Source organism: Pseudomonas sp. GZJR-8 (assembly GCF_002916705.1).
Classification (GTDB): Bacteria; Pseudomonadota; Gammaproteobacteria; order Pseudomonadales; family Pseudomonadaceae; genus Aquipseudomonas; species Aquipseudomonas synxantha_A.
Window position 1 is genome coordinate 52,274 of the sequence record NZ_JXSI01000011.1, and the last position, 20,880, is coordinate 73,153.

A 20,880-nucleotide genomic window follows, 5' to 3' on the forward strand; every position below is an offset into this window, starting at 1 on the left:
CTGAACTCTTTACTAGGTCTAAAACGGCAGGTTTTTAAGCATCGAACGATATCTGTGGATACACAGTCGTTGCTTATTGCGAACCGATATAGCTGACTGTCAACTCTGACAGTAGAAGCTTTTTTACCTGTGCGTATCTTTAAAGGCGTTTACACGCCGGCCTCAAACGGCTGGGTTTCGATAACGTTGAGCAAGGGTATGCAAAAATGGCTGATATAGAGCAACGTGTTAGAAAAATAGTGTCTGATCATTTAGGGATTTCTGAGGCTGAGTTTAGTAATGAGGCATCTTTCATTGATGACCTGGGTGCCGACTCTACGACCCTTGTTGAACTCGTCATGTTTTTGGAGGAAGAGTTTTTTTTCGAAATTCCAGACGATGTCGCCGAAACCATAACCACGGTGCAACAGGCGATCAATGTCATTACGAAAGTGGTTAAGCGTTAATGCTGCAATCAAACCTCCATCCGTAGCACTTCGATGCCTGATTGCTCATAAGCCTCCACCCCCGGCGCATCCCATTCGGTAATGAGCGTATGAATACGGCTGCACGGTGCCACCACAAACGGTTCCACTGCACCGAGTTTGTCTGAGGTTGTCACTGCAACCACTTGGGACGCGCTGTCTATCAAGGCTTGCTTGACTGCCACTTCGGCAAAATGCAGCGAGGTAATGCCCACTTGCGGGTGCAGTGCGCACACGCCGGTAAACAGCAGGTCGGCCTTGATGCTCTGGATCAGGCGTAGCGCTTCATGCCCGCCGGTTGAAAGGGTGGCGGGGTTGAGTTGGCCTCCGGCCAGGATCAGCGTTACATGCGGATGGTCCGCCAGGGCGATGGCGATCATCGGCGATGGGGTGACCACCGTCAGGTGGATCGCCTGCGGCAGTGACTGGGCGATCTGCAGGGTGGTGGAGCCGGAATCGAACAGCACGATCTGGCCGTCTTCAACTCGCTCGGCCGCCAGGCGCGCGAGGTGGCGTTTGACTTCGGTGGTTTCGCCGACACGAGTGAAGAAATCCTTGCCGGTGTCCTTGGGCCGGGGCAGGGCGCCGCCGTGTACGCGCTGCAATAAACCGGCGGCGGCGAGTTCGCCGAGGTCGCGGCGAATGGTGTCCTGGGACACGGCGAAATGCTCGACCAGCTCGGAAGCCGTGACCTTGCCGTCGCGTTCGAGCAACAACAGAATTTTTTGTTTGCGCAGGGAAGGCAGGTCAATGGCTTGATGGGTGTTGTGCATGTTTGTGCGCTGTTTTGCGGGTTTGTGCGAGATTAATCGTCGGGCGCGTTAAACGCAACGGCTGGTTGCGTGGGCGATGGCCGGTTACTCTCTGTGTTCAGTTCAGGGAGAGGTGACCCGATGTCGTTGATCACAACCATCGAAGACTTACGCAAGCTGGCGCAAAAACGTGTACCCCGGATGTTCTACGACTACGCCGATTCCGGCTCCTGGACTGAGAGCACCTACCGCGCCAATGAAAGCGATTTTGCGCGCATCAAGTTCCGTCAGCGCGTGGCGCGCAATATTGATGAGCGTTCGATCCGCGCCAGCATGATTGGCCAGGACATGGCCATGCCCGTGGCCCTGGCACCTACCGGCCTGGCAGGTATGCAGCATGCCGATGGCGAGATCCTGACCGCACGAGCCGCTGCGGCGTTCGGCCTGCGCTACACCTTGTCGACCATGAGTATTTGCTCGCTGGAAGACATTGCCGAGCATGTCGGCCAGCCATTCTGGTTCCAGCTTTATGTGATGCGCGACCGTGGGTTTATCGAGCAACTTATCGAACGCGCCAAGGCTGCCGGGGTGGATGCGCTGGTGCTGACGCTGGACTTGCAGATCCTGGGGCAACGCCACAAGGACTTGATCAACGGCTTGTCGGCGCCGCCCAAACTGACCCTGCCCAATATCCTCAACATGATGACCAAACCGCGCTGGGTCATGGGTATGCTCGGCACCCAGCGGCGTGGCTTCGGCAATATCGTCGGGCATGTGAAGGGCGTGGCCGACATGAGTTCGCTGTCGTCCTGGACTGCCCAGCAATTTGACCCGCGCCTGAGTTGGGACGATGTGGAGTGGATCAAGCGGTGCTGGGGCGGCAAGTTGATCATCAAGGGCATCCTTGACGTGGAGGATGCTCGCCTGGCGGCCGACTCCGGCGCGGATGCGTTGGTGGTGAGCAACCACGGTGGTCGGCAACTCGATGGCGCGCCGTCGAGTATCAGCCAGTTGCCTGCCATTGTTGAGGCCGTAGGCAACCGTATTGAAGTGTGGCTCGACGGTGGTATTCGTTCCGGCCAGGACGTGCTCAAGGCCATGGCGTTGGGCGCCAGGGGCACCATGATCGGTCGCCCGCACTTGTATGGCCTGGGGGCGATGGGTGAGGCGGGCGTGACCAAGGCGCTCGATATCATCGCCCGTGAGTTGGACGTGTCGATGGCGCTGTGTGGCTATAACGATATACGCGATGTGAACCGCGAAATTTTGCTGCCTGGCACCTTTCCTGAAAGTGCTGCCTGAGCAAAAAAACGTAAAAATATAAAAAGAGTTGTCCACGAAAACCGTGGGTATCTCTGTGGATAACTTTGCGAAGGCCCGGCTGCGTTGGCGATTTGCGTGAAGATCATTATTTGATCAACTTGTGTTTCGGGCCAGTATGGGCAGGGTTTGCGCTTGACAGCCAAACGCGAACCCAGTGTCGAAAAGTGTATTTATGACGCGTTGTCGCGCCCTGTGGAGTGTGTCACTACCCGGGCGGGTATCTGCGTGCGCATCAGGTTTTCCAGCGCCTTGCCATAGTTGCGAGCGGCCAGGCTCATGCTGTTGTTATGGCTGGCAACGGGCACCAATAACAATTGCTTGGGGTTGCTGGGCGGCTTCAAATAGTTGCTGGCTGAAGCGCGTGGTTACGTGCGGTAGCTACAAAGTTGTGTAGATATTTATGCGGTGATGACCAGGCAGTTGATCGCCGACTGACGGTTATTGTCAGAAATTTCCTACAGGAGTACAAATGTACTCCATGACCAACCTGACTCCCCGCCGTACCGCCATCCTGACCTTCATTCGCGAGCGCATCGCGCACCAAGGCCAGCCCCCCAGCCTCGCCGAGATCGCCGAGGCGTTCGGCTTCGCCTCGCGCAGCGTCGCCCGCAAGCATGTGGTGGCCTTGACCGAAGCCGGTTTCATTGAGGTCAACCCCAACCAGGCCCGTGGCATTCGTTTGCTCAATCAACCCGCGCGTCCCGAGTGGCTGGATGTCCCGGTACTTGGCCGCGTGGCGGCTGGCCGGCCCATCGGTGCCGATGCGGACGTGCACAGCCACTTGCAACTGGATCCGGCCACTTTCGCCAAGACCCCTGACTACCTGCTGCGAGTACAGGGCGATTCGATGATCGAAGATGGCATTCTCGACGGCGACCTGGTGGGCGTACGTCGCAGTGCCGAAGCCTTGAACGGGCAGATTGTGGTGGCGCGTCTGGATGGTGAGGTCACTATCAAGCGCTTCGAGCGCAACGGCGAGCGGGTGCGTTTATTGCCGCGCAACCCGGCATATCAACCCATTGTGGTCGGCCCCGACCAGGACCTGGCCATCGAAGGGGTGTTCTGTGGCCTGGTGAGGCAAGGCTGATGGGCGCCGTGGTTGCCCTGGACTCGCTGTTCAATGGCGGGCGAGTCTGGAAGGGCCGGCCCGCCGCACCACCGGCCAGCGTGCACCCCACGGGGCTGGCGGCGCTGGATGCGGTGCTGCCCACTGGCGGCTGGCCGGAAGCGGCCTTGAGTGAAATCCTCATGGCCAAGGACGGGGTGGGCGAATTGCAACTGGTGCTGCCAACCCTGGCACGCTTGTCGGCCCTGGGTGAGCGCATTGTGCTGGTGGCGCCGCCCTATACGCCGTATCCCCACGCCTGGCAGAGCGCCGGGGTAGATGTGCGTCAGCTTTCCATTATCCAGGCCCAGGAGCGCGATGCGCTGTGGGCGGTGGAACAATGCCTGCGCTCCGGCAGTTGCGGTGCGGTGTTGTGCTGGCCGCGCAAGGCCGATGATCGGGCCTTGCGGCGCTTGCAGGTGGCGGCGGAAACCGGACAGACCCTGGCATTTGCCTGGCGCTCCTTGAATGAGGCGGTCAATGCCTCGCCCGCGGCCTTGCGCCTGGCGGTCGAGGCAAAGCCTGCACAAGTGCGCGTGCTCAAGTGCCGGGGCGGGTTGGCCCATCCGGCACCGATTGCCCTGGCGGGGCATTGAGGTTGCCATGCGTTGGGTCTGTATCGTATTCCCGCAATTGGCGCTGGACGGGGCGCAGCGTGTGCATCCCGAACCTGACCAGCCTCTGGCACTGCTGGCCGGCACGCCGCAGCGGCGTGTGCTGCAAACCGTCAACGCCGCCGCCCGTGCCCTGGGCTTGCGCCCTGGTCAATCGTTGACGGCAGCCCATGCCCTGGCCAAGGGCTTTGCCTGTGTGGAATACGACCCTCTGGAAATCGAGCGCTTGCAGCAGTTGCTTGCCGCCTGGGCCTACCGTTTCAGTTCCCAGGTCAGCCTGTATTACCCGCGCGCCTTGTTGTTCGAGATCGAATCGAGCCTGGGCCTGTTTGGGCCCTGGTCGCAGTTCGAGGCGCGCTTGCGCAAGGAGTTGACCGACCTTGGCTTTCGTCACCGCATCGTCGCAGCGCCCAATCCGGCGGCGGCGCGGGTGTTGGCAAACCTTTACGATGGCCTGGCCGTGGCCGATGACAACGCCTTGATGCAGGCCCTGGCGCCACTGCCTGTCGACCGCGCCGGTCTTGACCCGCAGGCCGCCACCGCCTTGTCACGCATGGGCCTGCGCACCCTGGCCCAGGTGCAGGCATTGCCGCGGCATACCCTGGCGCGACGTTTTGACGCCAGCCTGCTCAAGCACCTCGACGCCCTGAGCGGGCAACGCCCCTTGGCCCTGGCGTTCTATCAGCCGCCGGACCAGTTCGAGGCGCGCATCGAGTTGAACTTCGATGTGCAATCCCACCAGGCCTTGCTGTTTCCATTGCGGCGCTTGACCGGCGACTTGTCGGCCTTCCTTTGCGGGCGCGACAGTGGCGTGCAGCGCTTTGACCTGCACCTGGAACATGCCCAGGCGCCCGACAGCGTGATCAAGGTGGGCTTGCTCAGTGCCGAGCGTGAGCCTTTGATGCTGTTCGAACTGGCCCGTGGCCGCCTGGAACAGGTCCAGGTCACCTCGCCGGTGCGCGGTTTGCGTCTGGTGGCCGAGGACTTGCCGGTGTTCGTGCCCCAGCGCCAGGACCTGTTCGACGACCGCCCGCAGCAAACCCTGCCGTGGGAACAATTGCGCGAACGCTTGCGTGCGCGCCTGGGGGATGAGGCGGTGCAGGGCCTGCGCTTTCACGCTGACCATCGTCCCGAATGCGCCTGGCAAGCCGCGACCGACAGCCGTCCATGCCCGAGCTTGAACAAGGTGCGGCGCCCCGGCTGGTTGCTGTCCGAACCGACGCTGCTGGCCGAGCAGGGCGTGCACATTCTGATGGGCCCGGAGCGCATCGAATCCGGCTGGTGGGATGGCGCCGATATCCGCCGCGACTATTACCTGATCCAGACCCGCGCCGGCCAGCAAGGCTGGGCCTACCGCAATGTGGGGTGCAGCGATGGACTGTGGCTGCAAGGCTGGTTTGCATGAGCTCTGTAGGGGCGAGTAGCGCATGAGTTACGCCGAACTGCATTGCCTGTCCAACTTCAGCTTCCAGCGCGGTGCCTCCAGTGCACTGGAGCTGTTCCAGCGGGCCAAACACCAGGGCTACAGCGCCCTGGCAATCACTGATGAATGCACCTTGTCGGGCATCGTACGGGCCTGGCAAGCAGCGAAAGCGGTGGATTTGCCGCTGATTATCGGCAGTGAAGTGCGCATCGAAAACGGCCCCAAACTGGTGCTGCTGGTGCAAGACCTCAACGGCTACCAGCATCTGTGCCGTCTGATCACCCTGGCCCGTCGCCGTGCTGAAAAAGGCCGTTACCGCCTGCTGCAGGAAGACTTTGAACAACCATTGCCCGGCCTGTTGGCGCTGTGGGTGGCGCAGGACCATGACACCCAGGCCTCGATCCAATGGCTGTGCCGCACTTTCAACGGGCGCCTGTGGCTGGCAGTGCAGTTGCATTGCGGCCAGGACGATGGGCGCCACCTGGAGCAGCGCCTGGACCTGGCCGCCCGGTTGCAGATCCCGGCGGTGGCTTGCGGCGATGTGCACATGCATGCTCGTGGCCGCCGTGCCCTGCAAGACACCATGACCGCCATCCGCCATCACGTCGCGGTGGCCGACGCCGGTACCTTGTTGCATCCCAATGGCGAGCGGCACTTGCGCAGCCTCGATGCCCTGACCGCGCTGTACCCGCAAGCGCTGCTTGACGAAACCCTGGCGATTGCGCGGCGTTGTACCTTCGACCTCAGCCAGTTGCGCTATCACTACCCACGCGAACTGGTGCCGACAGGTCATGACGCCGCCTCCTGGTTGCGTGCGGTGACCGAAGAAGGCATTGCCCGGCGCTGGCCCGAGGGCGTCGATGCCAAGACCTTGCAGCAGATCGACAAGGAACTGCTGCTGATCAGCGAGTTGGGCTACGAAAGTTATTTCCTCACGGTGCACGACATCGTGCGCTTCGCCCGCAGCCGCTCGATCCTGTGTCAGGGCCGTGGCTCGGCGGCCAATTCGGCGGTGTGTTTTGCCTTGGGTATCACCGAAATCAACCCGAGCTTGAGCGACTTGCTGTTCGAGCGCTTCCTTTCCAAAGAGCGCAATGAACCGCCGGACATCGACGTAGACTTCGAGCACGAGCGCCGCGAAGAAGTGCTGCAATACGTATTCCAGCGCTACGGCCGCAATCGTGCAGCGTTGACGGCGGTGGTCAGCAGCTACCACGCCGCCGGCGCAGTGCGCGATGTAGCCAAGGCCCTCGGGCTGCCACCAGACCAGATCAACGCGTTGGCCGACTGCTGCGGGCGCTGGAGTGATGACGCGCCACCTCTTGAACGTCTGCGTGAAAGCGGTTTCGATCCGGACAGCCCACTGCTGCGCCGCGTGTTGACGCTCACCCGGCAACTGATCGGCTTTCCCCGGCACCTGTCCCAGCACCCCGGCGGTTTCGTGATCTCCGAATACCCGCTGGACACCCTGGTGCCAGTGGAAAATGCGGCCATGGCCGAGCGCACCATCATCCAGTGGGACAAGGATGACCTCGACGCCGTCGGCCTGCTCAAGGTGGATATCCTCGCCCTCGGTATGCTCAGCGCAATCCGCCGCTGTTTCGATTTGTTGCGTCGGCATCGCAACCTGGATTTGAGCCTGGCAGGCATCCCAAAGGAGGATCCGGCGACCTACGCCATGATCAGCAAGGCTGACACCATCGGCGTGTTCCAGATCGAATCGCGGGCGCAGATGTCGATGTTGCCCAGGCTCAAGCCGCAAACGTTCTATGACCTGGTGATCGAAGTCGCCATCGTGCGCCCTGGGCCGATTCAGGGCGGCATGGTGCATCCGTATTTGCGCCGCAGGAACAAAGAGGAAGCAGAAACCTATCCTTCACCCGAATTGGAGGCCGTGCTTAAACGCACCCTGGGTATCCCTTTGTTCCAGGAACAAGTGATGCAGATCGCGATGGTCGCCGCCGACTACAGCCCTGGCGAGGCCGACCAGTTGCGCCGCTCCATGGCCGCCTGGAAACGTCACGGCGGCCTGGAGCCGCACCAGAAGCGCCTGCGCGACGGTATGCTGGGCAACGGCTACACCGAAGCCTTTGCCGCGCAGATTTTCGAGCAGATCAAAGGCTTTGGCAGCTATGGTTTCCCCGAGTCCCACGCGGCCAGTTTTGCCCTGTTGACCTACGCCAGTTGCTGGCTCAAATGCCATGAACCGGCGGCCTTCGCCTGTGCCCTGATCAACAGCTGGCCCATGGGTTTCTACAGCCCGGACCAGATTCTGCAGGACGCCCGGCGCCATCGCTTGCAGATTCGCCCGGTGGATGTGCAGGCCAGTGACTGGGATTGCAGCCTGGAGCCCATCGATGGCCAGCAACCAGCGATTCGTATGGGCTTGCGCATGATTTCGGGGTTTCGCGAGGACGACGGGCGGCGTATCGAAGCCGCACGCCACCGGCAACCGTTCAGCGACATCGCCGACCTGGACGCACGCGCCGGCCTGGATGCCCGGGCCCAGGCGCTGCTGGCGGATGCCGGTGCGTTGCGCGCCCTGGCCGGCAACCGACACCAGGCGCGTTGGGACGTGGCCGGTGTGCACAAGCAGCTCGGCTTGTTTGCCGGCCAGCCAGGTCAGGATGAAACCGTGGTGGCATTACCCGTGCCCAGCGTAGGCGAGGACCTGCAAGCCGATTACGCCACGCTGGGCACCACCCTTGGGCCGCACCCCTTGGCCTTGTTGCGCGCCGAGCTGCGCAAGCGACGCTGCCGCAGTTCCCAAGAGTTGCTGGCGGTGGAGCATGGGCGCAATGTGAGCATCGCCGGGTTGGTGACCGGTCGCCAGCGCCCTGGTACGGCCAGTGGCGTGACCTTTGTCACCCTCGAAGATGAATTCGGCAACCTCAATGTAGTGGTCTGGCGCGACCTGGCCGAGCGCCAGCGCAGGGCGCTGGTGGGGTCGCGCCTGCTCAAGGTGGATGGGCGCTGGGAGGCGGTGGGCGAGGTGCGGCATTTGATCGCAGGGCGCCTGACCGATTTGACGCCGCTGTTGGATGGCATGGTGGTGCGCAGCCGGGATTTTCATTGAGTTCAGTGGTTTCTGCATTCCAGCGTACACAAGATGAAACCATCCACCGTCGGCGCGCTCCAAAACTTGCGATCGTCCTCTCCTGCGCACAGAGCCCAATGATGCAATTTTTATCCAACCCCCACGGCTGTGAAGGCTGGGCCGGCGAAATGGCTCAGCGGATACGCACCTTTGACTGGTCAACTACCGACCTTGGCCCTTTGGATCAGTGGTCCACAAGCCTGGCTTGCACCGTGCAAATGATGCTGGCCTCACCCGTGCCGATGGTGATGCTGTGGGGGCAGGCGGGGTACATGATCTACAACGACAGCTATTCGGCATTTGCCGGCGGGCGCCATCCTTACCTGTTGGGCACGCCGGTGGAACTGGGCTGGCCGGAAGTGGCCGAGTTCAATCGGCATGTGGTGGATACGTGCCTGGCGGGCGGTACCTTGTCGTTCAATAACAAGGAACTGGTGTTGTCGCGTCACGGCCGACCGGAAAGCGTGTGGCTGGATCTCTACTACAGCCCGGTGGCGGGTGACAACCAGCAGCCGGCCGGCGTGCTGGCGATTGTGGTGGAAACCACCGAGTTGGTGAAGTCCGAGCGGGTACGCCAGGAGCTTACCCATAATCTGGAGCAACGCGTGGCCGCCGAGGTGCAGGCGCGCTCTGCCGCCGAAGACCAGTTGCGCCAGTCACAAAAGCTGGAAGCGATTGGCGGCCTGACCGGGGGCGTGGCCCATGACTTCAATAACCTGCTGCAAGTGATCGCCGGCAATCTGCATTTGCTTGCCCGGCATGAGCCGGACAATTGCCAGGTGCAACGTCGCGTGACCGCGGCCATCGCGGCAGTCGAGCGTGGGGCCAAGTTGTCATCGCAATTGCTGGCGTTTGCCCGTCGCCAACCGTTATCACCCGCGGTGTACAACCCGCAGCGCATTTATGCCGGCCTGGGCGAGTTGCTGCAACGGGCGCTGGGGGAAACCATCCATATCGACGTGCAATTGCCCCAGGACTCCTGGTGCATCAATGTCGACCGCAACCAGCTGGAAAACGCCTTGCTCAACCTGGCTATCAACGCCCGGGATGCCATGCAGGGCGAAGGGGTGATTCGGATCACCGGGGAAAACGTCATCCTCAACCCTGACGATTGCATCGGCAAAAGCATCAAGCCTGGCGAGTATGTGCGCCTGGCGGTGGCCGACACCGGTGTGGGCATGTCCCAGGCCACCCTCAAGCGCGCCTTCGAACCCTTCTTTACCACCAAACGCGAAGGCCACGGCACCGGTCTGGGGCTGAGCATGGTGTTTGGTTTTGTGCGCCAAAGCGGCGGGCATGTGGATATGTGGAGCGAGGAGGGCAAGGGCTCACTGGTGCAGATGTACTTCCCCCACAGCCTGGAGCCCGAGTGCCTCGACGACTACAGTGACGTGGACCCGCAAGGTGGCGGCCAGGAAACCATCCTGGTGGTCGAGGACAACGAAGGCGTGCGCCTGACGGTGGTCGAGTTGCTGCAGCAGTCGGGTTATACCGTATTGACCGCCGAAGATGGCGACCGCGCGATGCAGGTGTTGCAGCGCGGCGCAGCGCCGGACCTGATCTTCACCGACGTGGTGATGCCAGGCCGGGTCAAGAGCACTGACCTGGCCACTTGGGCGCGTACGCAGAACCCGCCGGTGGCGGTGCTGTTCACCTCCGGCCACACCCGCGACATCCTGTCCTCCAATCATTTGCTCGGCGCCGACATCCACTTGCTGAGCAAACCCTACAGCCCCGAGGCCCTGACTCAACGCGTGCGCAGGGTGCTCAGTGCAAGACAAGGTTGCCCATGACATCACAGCGCAACATCCCTGCGGTTACCGCCCAGCAACCGGGCTTTGTCAGGGTGCGTGGCGCCCGTGAACATAATCTGCGTAACGTCGATGTGGATATTCCACGCGATGCCCTGGTGGTGTTTACCGGGGTATCCGGCTCCGGCAAATCGTCCCTGGCGTTTTCCACCGTGTATGCCGAGGCGCAGCGTCGCTATTTCGAATCGGTGGCGCCCTATGCGCGACGCTTGATCGACCAGGTGGGCGTGCCGGATGTGGACAGCATCGAGGGCTTGCCGCCGGCGGTGGCCCTGCAACAGCAACGTGGCACGCCGAGTGCGCGCTCTTCGGTGGGCAGCGTCACCACGCTGTCGAGCTTGATCCGTATGCTGTATTCACGCGCCGGCAGCTACCCGCCGGGGCAGGCCATGCTGTATGCCGAGGACTTTTCCCCGAACCTGCCCCAGGGCGCGTGCCCGCAATGCCATGGCTTGGGCCGCGTGTATGAAGTGACCGAAGCGCTGATGGTGCCCGATCCGTCCTTGACCATCCGCCAGCGTGCGGTGGCGTCCTGGCCGCTGGCCTGGCAGGGCCAGAACCTGCGCGACATCCTTGTGACCCTGGGCTATGACGTCGACATCCCCTGGCGTGACCTGCCGAAAAAACAGCGCGACTGGATCCTGTTCACCGAAGAAACCCCCACCGTGCCGGTATACGCCGGCTTTACCCCGCAGCAGACCCGCGATGCGTTGAAACGCAAGCTCGAACCCAGCTACCAGGGCACTTTCAGCGGCGCACGGCGCTACATCCTGCACACCTTCGCCCATACCCAAAGCGCACTCATGAAAAAGCGTGTGTCGCAGTTCATGCAAGGCAGTGCCTGCCCGTTATGCCACGGCAAGCGCCTGACCCAGGCGGCACTGTCGGTGAAGTTTGCCGGGGTGGATATCGGAGAGTTGTCACAACTGTCCCTGGCGCAATTGGCCCAATTGCTGCGGCCGGTGGCGGCGGGGCAGGACAAGATGAAATTGTCGGTGGAAAAGCGTCTGGCAGCCCAACGCATCGCCCAGGACTTGCTCGAACGGGTGAACACCCTGATCGAGTTGGGGCTGGGCTATCTGTCGCTGGAACGCAGCACGCCGACCTTGTCCTCCGGAGAGTTGCAGCGTTTGCGCCTGGCGACCCAGCTGGGCTCGCAGTTGTTTGGCGTCATCTATGTGCTGGACGAGCCCTCGGCGGGCCTGCATCCGGCGGACGGCGAAGCGTTGTTCAGTGCGCTTGAGCGCTTGAAGGCCGCGGGCAATTCATTGTTTGTAGTGGAGCACGACCTGGAAACCATGCGCCGCGCCGACTGGTTGATCGACGTGGGCCCGGCAGCCGGTGAGCATGGCGGGCAGGTGCTGTACAGCGGGCCGCCTGCGGGGTTGGAGGCTATCGAGGCGTCGCAGACCCGTGAATACCTGTTTGCTCCACAGCGCCCGGCCAACGTGGCGCGGCGCGAGCCCACTGCCTGGCTGAAGCTCGAAGGCGTGACGCGCAATAACCTCGATGACCTGAAGGTGGACTTCCCGCTGGGCTGCTTTACCGCGGTAACCGGTATTTCCGGCTCGGGCAAATCCAGCCTGGTCAGCCAGGCGTTGCTGGAACTGGTGGCCACGGGCCTTGGGCGCGTGCTGGAAAATGACGACGAGCCAAGCCTGGAAGACGCCGCACCGCAAGCCAGTGGCGGGCGCATCAGTGCCGGGCTGGAACACATTCGCCGCCTGGTGCAGGTGGACCAGAAACCTATCGGCCGCACGCCGCGCTCTAACCTGGCGACCTACACCGGGCTGTTCGACAACGTGCGCAAGCTGTTCGCCGCTACGCCGGCGGCCAAGAAACGCGCTTACGACGCCGGGCAGTTTTCGTTCAATGTCGCCAAGGGGCGGTGCCCGAACTGCGAGGGTGAAGGCTTTGTCAGCGTTGAGCTGCTGTTTATGCCCAGCGTGTACGCGCCATGCCCCACTTGCCACGGTGCGCGTTACAACCCCGAAACCCTGGCGATCAAATGGCAGGGTTTGAACATCGCCCAGGTGCTGGGCTTGACGGTCGAGCAGGCAGTGGAAGTCTTTGCCGAGCAGCCTGGCGTACTGCGATCGTTGCAGGTGCTGCGCGATATCGGCCTGGGCTATCTGCGCCTTGGCCAGCCGGCCACCGAACTGTCCGGCGGTGAAGCCCAGCGCATCAAGCTCGCCAGCGAACTGCAACGCAACGCCCGCGGCGCTACGTTGTATGTGCTCGACGAGCCGACCACCGGCTTGCACCCCAAGGATGTCGACCGCTTGCTCAGCCAGTTGAATCAACTGGTCGATGCGGGGCATACCGTGGTTGTGGTCGAGCATGAGATGCGCGTGGTGGCCCAGAGTGACTGGGTCATTGACATCGGGCCGGGGGCAGGGGACCTGGGCGGGAAGGTGGTGGCGTGTGGTACGCCGCACAAGGTTGCCAAAAGCAAGCAAAGCCGAACCTCGCCTTATCTAACCCAGGCGCTGATCTAGCAGTTGTTGATGTCCAAATGTGGGAGGGAGCAAGCCCCCTCCCACATTAAGCCAAGCGCTAGTCAGTGAGATTATGCTGGATCTGCTCCTTGGCCAGCTTCACCACATTCTCCACGGTAAACCCGAACTTCTCCTGCAACTTGGCCAATGGCGCCGACGCGCCAAAGCTGTTCATCACCACCTTGGCACCGGTTTGCCCGACATAGCGATCCCAACCCAGGGGCCCCGCCTGTTCCACCACCACCCGCGCTTTTATCGCAGGCGGCAAGACGCTGTCGCGGTAGGCTTGATCCTGGTCTTCAAACAACTCCCAACTCGGCATCGATACCACTTGCGCGGCCACGCCTTCGCCCTTGAGTTGCTCGTAAGCAGCCACCGCCAGGCTGACCTCACTGCCTGTCGCGATCAGAATGACTTCAGGCTTATCCGCAGCGGCCAATACATAGGCACCTTTGGCCGCACCGGAGGCGCACGCATACTGGGTGCGATCCAGGGTTGGCAGCGCCTGGCGCGACAGCACCACGCAGCTCGGCCGATCGGTCTGCGCCAGGGCCACCTTCCACAACTCCAGGGTTTCATTGGCGTCGCCCGGGCGTAGGGTCAGCAGCCCCGGCGTGGCGCGCAGTTGGGTCAGGTGTTCGATTGGTTGGTGCGTCGGCCCGTCTTCACCCACGCCGATGGAGTCATGGGTAAACACGAAAATCACCGGCAATTCCATGATCGCCGCCAGGCGGATCGGTGGTTTCATATAGTCGCTGAACACCAGGAAGGTCGAGGTGTACGGGCGCAGGTAGGACAGTGCCATGCCATTGGCAATTGCGCCCATGGCGTGCTCGCGGATGCCGAAGTGCAGGTTTCGCCCGCTGTAGTCATCGGCGCTGAAGCGCCTGGCGCCGTCGAACGTCAGGTTGGTTTTGGTCGACGGCGACAGATCCGCCGAGCCGCCCAGCAACCAGGGGATCTGTTGGGCGAAGGCATTCAATACCTCGCCGCCGGAGGCCCGGCTGGCGACGCCCTTGGCATCGGCGGCGAAGCTGGGCAGGTGCGCCTGCCATTGCTCGGGCATTTCGCCGGCGCGCATCCGGTGCAGTTCATCGGCCCGTTGCGGGTCGAGGGATGCCAGGGTCTGGTTCCATTCGGCGAACAGCGGTTCGGCGCGTTCGTAGAGGGCATCACGCAGTACCGTGCGGGCTTCGTCGGGCACCAGGAAGCTCGAATCCTGCGGCCAGCCATAGGCAGCCTTGGTCAGGCGAATCTCGTCTTCGCCCAGAGGCTCGCCGTGGGCGGCGGCGGTGTTGTGCTTGTGCGGCGAGCCATAGCCGATCACGCTGTCGACCACGATCAGGGTCGGCGCGCCGGTATTGGCCTTGAAGGTTTCCAGCGCCACGCTCAACGCCTGCAAGTCATTGGCGTCGGTGACGTGCTGGGTGTGCCAGCCGTAGGCCTGGAAGCGCTTGATCACGTCTTCGCTGAAGGCCAGTTCAGTGTGGCCCTCGATGCTGATGGTGTTGTTGTCGTAGATCCAGCACAGGTTATCCAGCTTCAAGTGGCCGGCCATCGAGGCCGCCTCGCTGCTGATGCCTTCCATCATGTCGCCGTCACCGCACAGGGTGTAGACGTCGTAGTCGAACAGCACCTGGCCGTCGCGGTTGAAGCGTTCGGCCAGCCAACGCTGGGCCATGGCCATGCCCACGCTGTTGGCGCAGCCCTGGCCGAGCGGGCCGGTGGTGGTTTCCACGCCGGTGGTCATGCGGTATTCGGGGTGGCCTGGGGTCTTGGAACCCATCTGCCGGAACTGCTTGATATCGTCGAGGCTGATGGCCGGCTGGCCGGAGCGCTGGCCGTGGGCGTCAATCTCCACCACACCGGCCAGATGCAACAGCGAATACAGCAGCATCGACGCATGCCCCACTGACAACACAAAACGGTCACGGTTAGGCCAATCGGGATGTTCGGGGTGATAACGCAGGAAGCGACTCCACAACGTATAACCCACCGGCGCCAGGCCCATGGGCGTGCCCGGATGCCCCGAATTGGCCTTCTGTACAGCGTCCATGGCCAGGGTGCGAAGCGTGTTGATGCATTGAGTGTCGGCAGCAGTGGCAGCGTGATTCATGAAACCTGTCTCCCTCGGGTGGCGATCTACAGTGGAGGGCAGGGCACGGCAAAGGTTTGATCCCATCGCATGCTGCACGACGAACGGGACTGTATTGACCTCAAACATGACAAGACCCATTGGAATGGGCTAGCTTCAAGGGCGTAGACCATTGATCAATTTGTGGAGGTACGCCATGCCAGTGAAACACGACCTGTATGAGGACTTGGGTGTCAGCAAGGAAGACGTTCACAAGCGCAGGGCGGACGACAAACGGCTGGATTCGCTGCTCACTCAATATGACGATGCCGACGCGAATGTGCTGGAGGCGGAAAAAGCCAGTGCCAGCGATGAGAAAGTGGAAAACCTGAAGAAGAAACGGCTGCTGATCAAGGACGAAATCGCCGGGCGATTAGGCTAGGCGCAAAACGGCAATATTTGTTCAGATTTGTATGCGGGACATCGCAGGACTGTGTCTTTATGATGCGCCCCGTCCACCCGGCTCTGGGGACTGTTGCGGCGCAAGGATTGTGCCGCTGAGTCGGGGAGGACACCCTATTTCAGGCCAGCAGTGTGCCCAGACATTCATCAATGGAACGCTGCTGCGTCTCGCCGTAAAGCTGCAACTCATCAATCGTCTTGCGCCCCAGCGCCTGTTCGAATTGCGCCTGGTTGGCGTTGGCCGCGTAATGACTCTGCGCCGCATCCCCCAGGTTTGACTGGAAAATCCCCGCCGCACTGACCGGCAGAAAATCCTCATATACCAATGGCTCCACCGCCACGTGATCGGCGTTGACCAGCGCTTGCAACGTTCGCGGCTGCTCGGGCTGGCCGCGTGCCGCCAGGCCCTTTGCGGTAACGAAGTAACGAAAGTACGCCAGGCCCTGCTCGCGCATCTGTGCGGGGGTATCCGGGAACGCCGTAAAGTGCCGTTCCATCAATTGCACATAACGTTCGGCGTTGGCCTCATTGGGGAACGCGCCGAGTTCATCGCGGGCGGCGTTCAGCAGTTGGTCGTACAGGGCGCGGCCTTTAGGCGTGAGCGCTACACCGCGTTGTTCGATTTCGCCAAAGCGTGCGCTGTGGCTGCCGTGGGCGTCGGTGAACGCGATCGGTTCGTCGAGCGCCTTGAAGCTGGTCTGGCGCAGCAGGATCGGGCAATGGCGCCGGGGTGGGCCTTCAATCACGGCTTTGGGCGTAATGCCTTTGCCGGGCATGGCGGCCTGTACCTGGTCGATGTCCAGGGTGCGTGGCGTGAGATGGTTGATATGCGGGCCCCTGAAGGCGACCACGTCGGCGATCAGGCGGTGCTGGTTGCTCAGTTGCTCGTATTGCGCGCCTGTCACGGTGGCGGTGTTATGCCAGCGGAACGTCTCCAGCGCCTCGTCGATGAAAGCCTGGGCGTCGCGGGCATTCAAGCCGCCCTGTGTTTCGGCCTGTTCGATCAGCGCCAGGGCGCCGGGGGTGAAGATCGAGCGCTTGGCCAGGGCACTTTCGGCGAAGGTGCGCAGCTCCAGGTTTTCGATCAGCTCCAGGCGCAGCAGCGAGGTGAACACCCGGAACGGGCTGGTTTGCAGCGCGTGCTCATGCACGGCGCGAAAGGCCGTGGAATGCACCGGCACACCGGCGGGGGTGAGGTCGTAGTAGCCCACCGGTTGCATGCCCATGACCGCGAACAGGCGGCTGATTGTCGCCAGTTCTGCGGCAGTACCCAGGCGGATGGCACCATGGCGCTCCATGTCCAGGCGCTGGATTTCTCCGGTGCGCTGCAACTGCTGCACCAGCTCAGGTTGGCTGTCGAGTACGCGTGCATTGCTTTGGGCCACCAGTTCCAGCAGCGCGCCGTACAGAGGTACTTCATCGCGGTACATGTCGGACATGGCCTTGGAAAAGCCCTTGCGGATCTCATCGGGGCTGACATGTGCAGTGGCGTGCATAGAAAAATTCCTGATGGCTGTGGCGAGCAAAATGACCTTTGCCCGATTTTGTTGAGGCGCAGGCCGGCTTGCAAACGAAGATTCTTCTGGACTTCATTCTGCAAATGAATGAGATGCCATGAACAGGAGCAAACCCAGCCCCAGCGGCTTGTCAACGCCTGGTGCTGTGAGTCTTCATGTGCAACCGGGCACCATTGGGTTCTACACTGCGCCTCACTGTGTAGGTGATGGAGGACTCAATGACGGCCGTACCCGCAAACCGCCTGCTTGACACGATTGAAGGCCAGCGCCTGGCGACGCAAGATGCCGAGCGTTGGCGTGAGTGGGGCCCGTACTTGAGCGAACGCCAGTGGGGCACCGTGCGCGAAGACTACAGCGCCGATGGCGACGCCTGGGCCTACTTCCCCCATGAACAGGCGCGCAGCCGCGCTTATCGCTGGGGCGAGGACGGCCTGGCCGGTTTCAGCGACAAGGCACAACGCTGGTGCCTGGGCCTGGCGCTGTGGAACGAACGGGATGCGATCCTCAAGGAGCGCCTGTTCGGCCTCAATAACGCTGAAGGCAACCACGGTGAAGACGTCAAGGAACTGTACTTTTTCGTCGATGGCGTACCGAGCCATGCCTACATGCGCATGCTCTACAAATACCCCCATGCCGCCTTTCCCTATGCCGACCTGATCGCTGAAAACGCTCGCCGTGGGCTGGGCGATACCGAGTATGAAATCCTTGATACCGGCGTGTTTGAAGACAACCGTTACTGCGACATCAGCGTCGAATACGCCAAGCACCAGCCCGACGATATTTTCATGCGTGTCACCGTGCACAACCGCTCGGAGCAGCCGACACGTCTGCAGGTGCTGCCCCAGTTGTGGGCGCGCAATGACTGGAGCTGGACCTTTGATGCGCCCAAACCCAGGTTGACGCTGGACGGCGACCGCGTGCTCGCCCGTCATCATGAGATGGACGATCGCCAGCTCACCGCCTGGGGCCAGGATGGGTGGCAATGGTTGTTCTGCGAAAACGAGAGCAACTTCGCCAAACTGGGCGGGCAGCCGACGTCCGGGCCGTTCAAGGATGGCATCAACGATTACGTGGTGGAGGGTGATCAAGGGGCCATTCGCGGTGACGCGGGCACCAAGGTGGCGGCGCGATTCAGTCTTGAATTAGCGGGCCTGGAAAGCAAAAGCCTCTATCTGCGCTTTGCCCCTCTGGACGCCCCCGAGGTCAACGCACGCAAGTTGTTCGAACAGCGCCGCCGCGAGGCCGATGACTTCTACGCAGCCCTGCAACAGGGTATCGCCGATGACGATGCGCGCAATGTGCAGCGCCAGGCCCTGGCCGGCTTGCTGTGGTCCAAGCAGTTGTACTATTTCGACGTCAACCAGTGGCTCGACGGCGATCCGGCCCAGCCTGCGCCGCCGCCCGAGCGTTTGCATATCCGTAATACCCATTGGCGGCACCTGTCCAACTTCGACATCCTGTCCATGCCCGATACCTGGGAATACCCGTGGTACGCCTCCTGGGACCAAGGCTTCCAGGCGGTGGCCATGGCGCTGATCGATCCCGGCTACGCCAAGCAACAGCTGCTGTTGCTGGTTAAAGACCGTTTCATGCACCCCAACGGCCAATTGCCCGCCTACGAATGGCGCTTCGACGATGCCAACCCGCCAGTGCATGCCTGGGCCAGCTGGCGCGTGTATCAGCAAGACAAGGCGCTGACCGGCGTGGGCGATATGGACTTTCTGGAGCGGATCTTCCACAAGCTGCTGCTGAATTTTTCCTGGTGGGTCAACCGCAAGGACGCTGAAGGCCGCAACCTGTTCCAGGGTGGTTTTCTGGGCCTGGACAATATCGCCTTGTTCGACCGCTCGGCCACGCTGCCGCCGGGTTACCAGTTGGACCAGGCCGATGGCACTGCCTGGGTCGCGGCCTATGCCCTGGATCTGATGCGCATCGGGCTGGAGCTGGCCAAGCGCAACGCCGTGTACGTGGACATTGCGGTAAAGTTTTTCGAGCACTTCCTGTATATCGCCGGCGCCATCAACCGCGTCGATGACAGTGCCGAAGGCTTGTGGGATGAGCAGGACCTGTTCTTCTACGACGTACTGCACCGTCCCGACGGCCAGAGCGAACCGGTGCGTTTGCGGTCCATCGTCGGCCTGATGCCGCTGTTCGCTGTGCTGGTGCTGGAACAGCGCGAACATGAAGGCTTGAAAGGCCTGCGCGAGCGTCTGCTGGGGTTTATGCATCACCGGCCCGACCTGGCCAAACTGGTCTCGCGCTGGAACGAACCGGGGCAGGGCAATCGCCTGTTGTTGGCGTTGCTGCGTGGCGAGCGTACCAAGGATTTGCTGCGCCGCATGTTGGATGACCAGGAGTTCTTGTCGACCTTCGGTGTGCGCGCCTTGTCCAAGACCTTTGCAGAGCAACCCCTGGCGCTGAAGATGAATGGCGACACCCTGTGCGCCAGTTACCAGCCCGGCGAATCCGACTCTCGCCTGTACGGCGGCAACTCCAATTGGCGCGGGCCGCTGTGGATGCCGGTGAACTACATGCTGATCGAATCGCTGCGTGAATTTCACCGCTACTACGCGGATAACTTCTCAGTGGAATACCCCACAGGCAGCGGCTATCTGGCGTCGCTGGAAGACGTGGCCGACAGCCTCAGCCAGCGCCTGACCGGATTATTCCTGCGCGATGAAAATGGCCTGCGGCCATCCATGGCAGGGTATGCGCAGCTGGAGGCGGACCCGGCCAGCCGCGATCTGGTGTTGTTTCATGAATACTTTCATGGCGAGACAGGGCGAGGGTTGGGGGCGTCGCACCAGACGGGGTGGAGCGCCCTGGTCGCCTTGCTGCTGCAGCCAAAGGTCTAGCACCCATGGCGCGCATAGGTATCGGTAGCTACACCCCTTTGGCGCCGCGCCGCGTGCGCTCGATCTCTTCAAGCAAGCCATCTATGCCCGCCAGGCGTGCGCGGTTGTCATGTTCCCAAGGGTGAAACCCCGGTTTGAAATAATGCAGCCACGGCCTGAGCATCCGCGGGAATACGCCCTTGGGGCCGTACAAGTACTTGACCATGCGCCACAGCCCCTTCAGCGTGCCGCCCGAGCTGCGGTCGGCAATCAGCAGCCGCACGTGGAAGTCCAGCACCACTAGCCAGAACATGACGGTGGTGGTCAGCATGGTGCCGGTGCGCAGCAGGTAGCGTGCGGGGCCGGGTTTGATTACCTGGTTCCATACATCGAAGGCTACGGCTTTATGTTCGGTTTCTTCCAAGGCGTGCCAATACCACATCTGCTGGTAACCCTTGAGTGAATCACCAAAGCGCGAGGGGTCGCTCAACAGGATTTCCGCCAGCATCGCAGTGTAGTGCTCAAGGGCGATGGTCACCGCCAGGTTGAACGACGGCGGCAGGTGTTTCTTCTGCAAGTCGAGGAAGAACTTCAGGCGTCGGTCGAGGGTGTGCGCCGGCAAGCCCGCCGCTTGCAGCAGGTCGTTATAGGCCACATGTTCGCGGCTGTGCATGGCCTCCTGGCCTATGAAACCCTGGATTTCCTTTTTCAGTTCGGGATCGTCGATCTGCCCGCGGTAGTGGCGCACGCTGTCCATGAAAAACAGCTCGCCCTGGGGAAACAGCAACGACAGGGCGTTGAAGAAGTGGCTGATCACCGGCCCTTGTTCATGCCAGTCTTTGATGCGCTCGGCAGGCAAGGCAAAACGGATATCGCGACGGATCGGCAACATGCTGCGTCCTCCTG

The 20,880-nt window shown here is 61.9% G+C and carries 14 protein-coding genes and 1 pseudogene; 10 read left to right on the forward strand and 5 right to left on the reverse strand.

Going from position 1 to position 20,880, the window contains the following annotated elements:
* Window positions 1-206: 206 nt before the first annotated feature.
* Window positions 207-446, forward strand: a complete 240-nt coding sequence (gene acpP / locus TK42_RS20295; RefSeq protein ID WP_103734965.1) for an acyl carrier protein — start codon at window positions 207-209, stop codon at window positions 444-446.
* An 8-nt stretch (window positions 447-454) separates the two neighbouring features.
* On the opposite strand, the gene TK42_RS20300 is transcribed toward acpP, so the two are convergent.
* Window positions 455-1,237 carry a DeoR/GlpR family DNA-binding transcription regulator gene (locus tag TK42_RS20300; RefSeq protein ID WP_103734966.1) on the reverse strand — a complete coding sequence of 261 codons (783 nt, stop codon included), beginning with the start codon at window positions 1,235-1,237 and terminating at the stop codon, window positions 455-457.
* 120 nt (window positions 1,238-1,357) lie between these two features.
* Here TK42_RS20300 and TK42_RS20305 point away from each other — a divergent pair, with 120 nt between their 5' ends.
* The gene (locus TK42_RS20305) at window positions 1,358-2,518 is read left to right on the forward strand and encodes an alpha-hydroxy acid oxidase (RefSeq protein ID WP_032880790.1); all 1,161 of its coding nucleotides are present in this window, start codon (window positions 1,358-1,360) and stop codon (window positions 2,516-2,518) included.
* A 191-nt stretch (window positions 2,519-2,709) separates the two neighbouring features.
* Here TK42_RS20305 and TK42_RS20310 read toward each other — a convergent pair.
* Window positions 2,710-2,911, reverse strand: a pseudogene (locus TK42_RS20310) (alpha/beta hydrolase); the annotation flags it as partial.
* Between the two features lie 97 nt (window positions 2,912-3,008).
* On the opposite strand from TK42_RS20310, the gene lexA reads away from it, so the two are divergent.
* From lexA to uvrA, 6 genes are all read left to right on the forward strand, one after another.
* Window positions 3,009-3,626, forward strand: coding sequence for a transcriptional repressor LexA (lexA, locus tag TK42_RS20315; protein WP_032803494.1), 618 nt, complete (start codon window positions 3,009-3,011; stop codon window positions 3,624-3,626).
* Window positions 3,626-4,240: a translesion DNA synthesis-associated protein ImuA gene (gene imuA, locus TK42_RS20320; RefSeq protein WP_032880793.1), complete on the forward strand. Its 615-nt coding sequence runs from the start codon at window positions 3,626-3,628 to the stop codon at window positions 4,238-4,240. The genes lexA and imuA overlap by 1 nt, the downstream gene beginning before the upstream one ends.
* A 7-nt stretch (window positions 4,241-4,247) precedes the next feature.
* On the forward strand, window positions 4,248-5,663 hold the full coding sequence (locus TK42_RS20325) for a DNA polymerase Y family protein (protein WP_032880794.1): 1,416 nt from the start codon (window positions 4,248-4,250) through the stop codon (window positions 5,661-5,663).
* A 22-nt stretch (window positions 5,664-5,685) separates the two neighbouring features.
* The gene (locus TK42_RS20330) at window positions 5,686-8,757 is read left to right on the forward strand and encodes an error-prone DNA polymerase (protein ID WP_103734967.1); all 3,072 of its coding nucleotides are present in this window, start codon (window positions 5,686-5,688) and stop codon (window positions 8,755-8,757) included.
* A gap of 101 nt (window positions 8,758-8,858) precedes the next feature.
* The gene (locus tag TK42_RS20335) at window positions 8,859-10,571 is read left to right on the forward strand and encodes an ATP-binding protein (protein WP_103734968.1); all 1,713 of its coding nucleotides are present in this window, start codon (window positions 8,859-8,861) and stop codon (window positions 10,569-10,571) included.
* The gene (gene uvrA, locus TK42_RS20340) at window positions 10,568-13,087 is read left to right on the forward strand and encodes an excinuclease ABC subunit UvrA (RefSeq protein WP_103734969.1); all 2,520 of its coding nucleotides are present in this window, start codon (window positions 10,568-10,570) and stop codon (window positions 13,085-13,087) included. The genes TK42_RS20335 and uvrA overlap by 4 nt, the downstream gene beginning before the upstream one ends.
* A 58-nt stretch (window positions 13,088-13,145) precedes the next feature.
* On the opposite strand, the gene tkt is transcribed toward uvrA, so the two are convergent.
* Window positions 13,146-15,203, reverse strand: a complete 2,058-nt coding sequence (gene tkt / locus TK42_RS20345) for a transketolase (RefSeq protein WP_103734970.1) — start codon at window positions 15,201-15,203, stop codon at window positions 13,146-13,148.
* Between the two features lie 175 nt (window positions 15,204-15,378).
* Here tkt and TK42_RS20350 point away from each other — a divergent pair, with 175 nt between their 5' ends.
* Complete coding sequence (locus tag TK42_RS20350) at window positions 15,379-15,603, forward strand: DUF465 domain-containing protein (RefSeq protein WP_032880801.1); 225 nt, start codon at window positions 15,379-15,381, stop codon at window positions 15,601-15,603.
* Window positions 15,604-15,742: 139 nt separating this feature from the next.
* On the opposite strand, the gene TK42_RS20355 is transcribed toward TK42_RS20350, so the two are convergent.
* Complete coding sequence (locus TK42_RS20355; RefSeq protein ID WP_103734971.1) at window positions 15,743-17,119, reverse strand: VOC family protein; 1,377 nt, start codon at window positions 17,117-17,119, stop codon at window positions 15,743-15,745.
* A gap of 239 nt (window positions 17,120-17,358) precedes the next feature.
* On the opposite strand from TK42_RS20355, the gene TK42_RS20360 reads away from it, so the two are divergent.
* Entirely contained in the window at window positions 17,359-19,995 is a 2,637-nt protein-coding gene (locus tag TK42_RS20360) for a glucosidase (RefSeq protein WP_103734972.1), read from the forward strand.
* A gap of 28 nt (window positions 19,996-20,023) precedes the next feature.
* Here the strand turns inward: TK42_RS20360 and TK42_RS20365 are convergent, their stop codons facing one another.
* Complete coding sequence (locus TK42_RS20365) at window positions 20,024-20,866, reverse strand: metal-dependent hydrolase (RefSeq protein ID WP_103734973.1); 843 nt, start codon at window positions 20,864-20,866, stop codon at window positions 20,024-20,026.
* Window positions 20,867-20,880: the final 14 nt, after the last annotated feature.

Coding starts and splice junctions, on each gene's coding strand:
- TK42_RS20335 (WP_103734968.1), top strand. CDS start 8,859: ATGCAATTTTTATCCAACCCCCACGGCTGTGAAGGCTGGGCCGGCGAA.
- TK42_RS20365 (WP_103734973.1), bottom strand. CDS start 20,866: ATGTTGCCGATCCGTCGCGATATCCGTTTTGCCTTGCCTGCCGAGCGC.
- TK42_RS20330 (WP_103734967.1), top strand. CDS start 5,686: ATGAGTTACGCCGAACTGCATTGCCTGTCCAACTTCAGCTTCCAGCGC.
- lexA (WP_032803494.1), top strand. CDS start 3,009: ATGTACTCCATGACCAACCTGACTCCCCGCCGTACCGCCATCCTGACC.
- TK42_RS20350 (WP_032880801.1), top strand. CDS start 15,379: ATGCCAGTGAAACACGACCTGTATGAGGACTTGGGTGTCAGCAAGGAA.
- TK42_RS20355 (WP_103734971.1), bottom strand. CDS start 17,119: ATGCACGCCACTGCACATGTCAGCCCCGATGAGATCCGCAAGGGCTTT.
- TK42_RS20325 (WP_032880794.1), top strand. CDS start 4,248: ATGCGTTGGGTCTGTATCGTATTCCCGCAATTGGCGCTGGACGGGGCG.
- TK42_RS20300 (WP_103734966.1), bottom strand. CDS start 1,237: ATGCACAACACCCATCAAGCCATTGACCTGCCTTCCCTGCGCAAACAA.
- imuA (WP_032880793.1), top strand. CDS start 3,626: ATGGGCGCCGTGGTTGCCCTGGACTCGCTGTTCAATGGCGGGCGAGTC.
- uvrA (WP_103734969.1), top strand. CDS start 10,568: ATGACATCACAGCGCAACATCCCTGCGGTTACCGCCCAGCAACCGGGC.
- tkt (WP_103734970.1), bottom strand. CDS start 15,203: ATGAATCACGCTGCCACTGCTGCCGACACTCAATGCATCAACACGCTT.
- TK42_RS20360 (WP_103734972.1), top strand. CDS start 17,359: ATGACGGCCGTACCCGCAAACCGCCTGCTTGACACGATTGAAGGCCAG.
- acpP (WP_103734965.1), top strand. CDS start 207: ATGGCTGATATAGAGCAACGTGTTAGAAAAATAGTGTCTGATCATTTA.
- TK42_RS20305 (WP_032880790.1), top strand. CDS start 1,358: ATGTCGTTGATCACAACCATCGAAGACTTACGCAAGCTGGCGCAAAAA.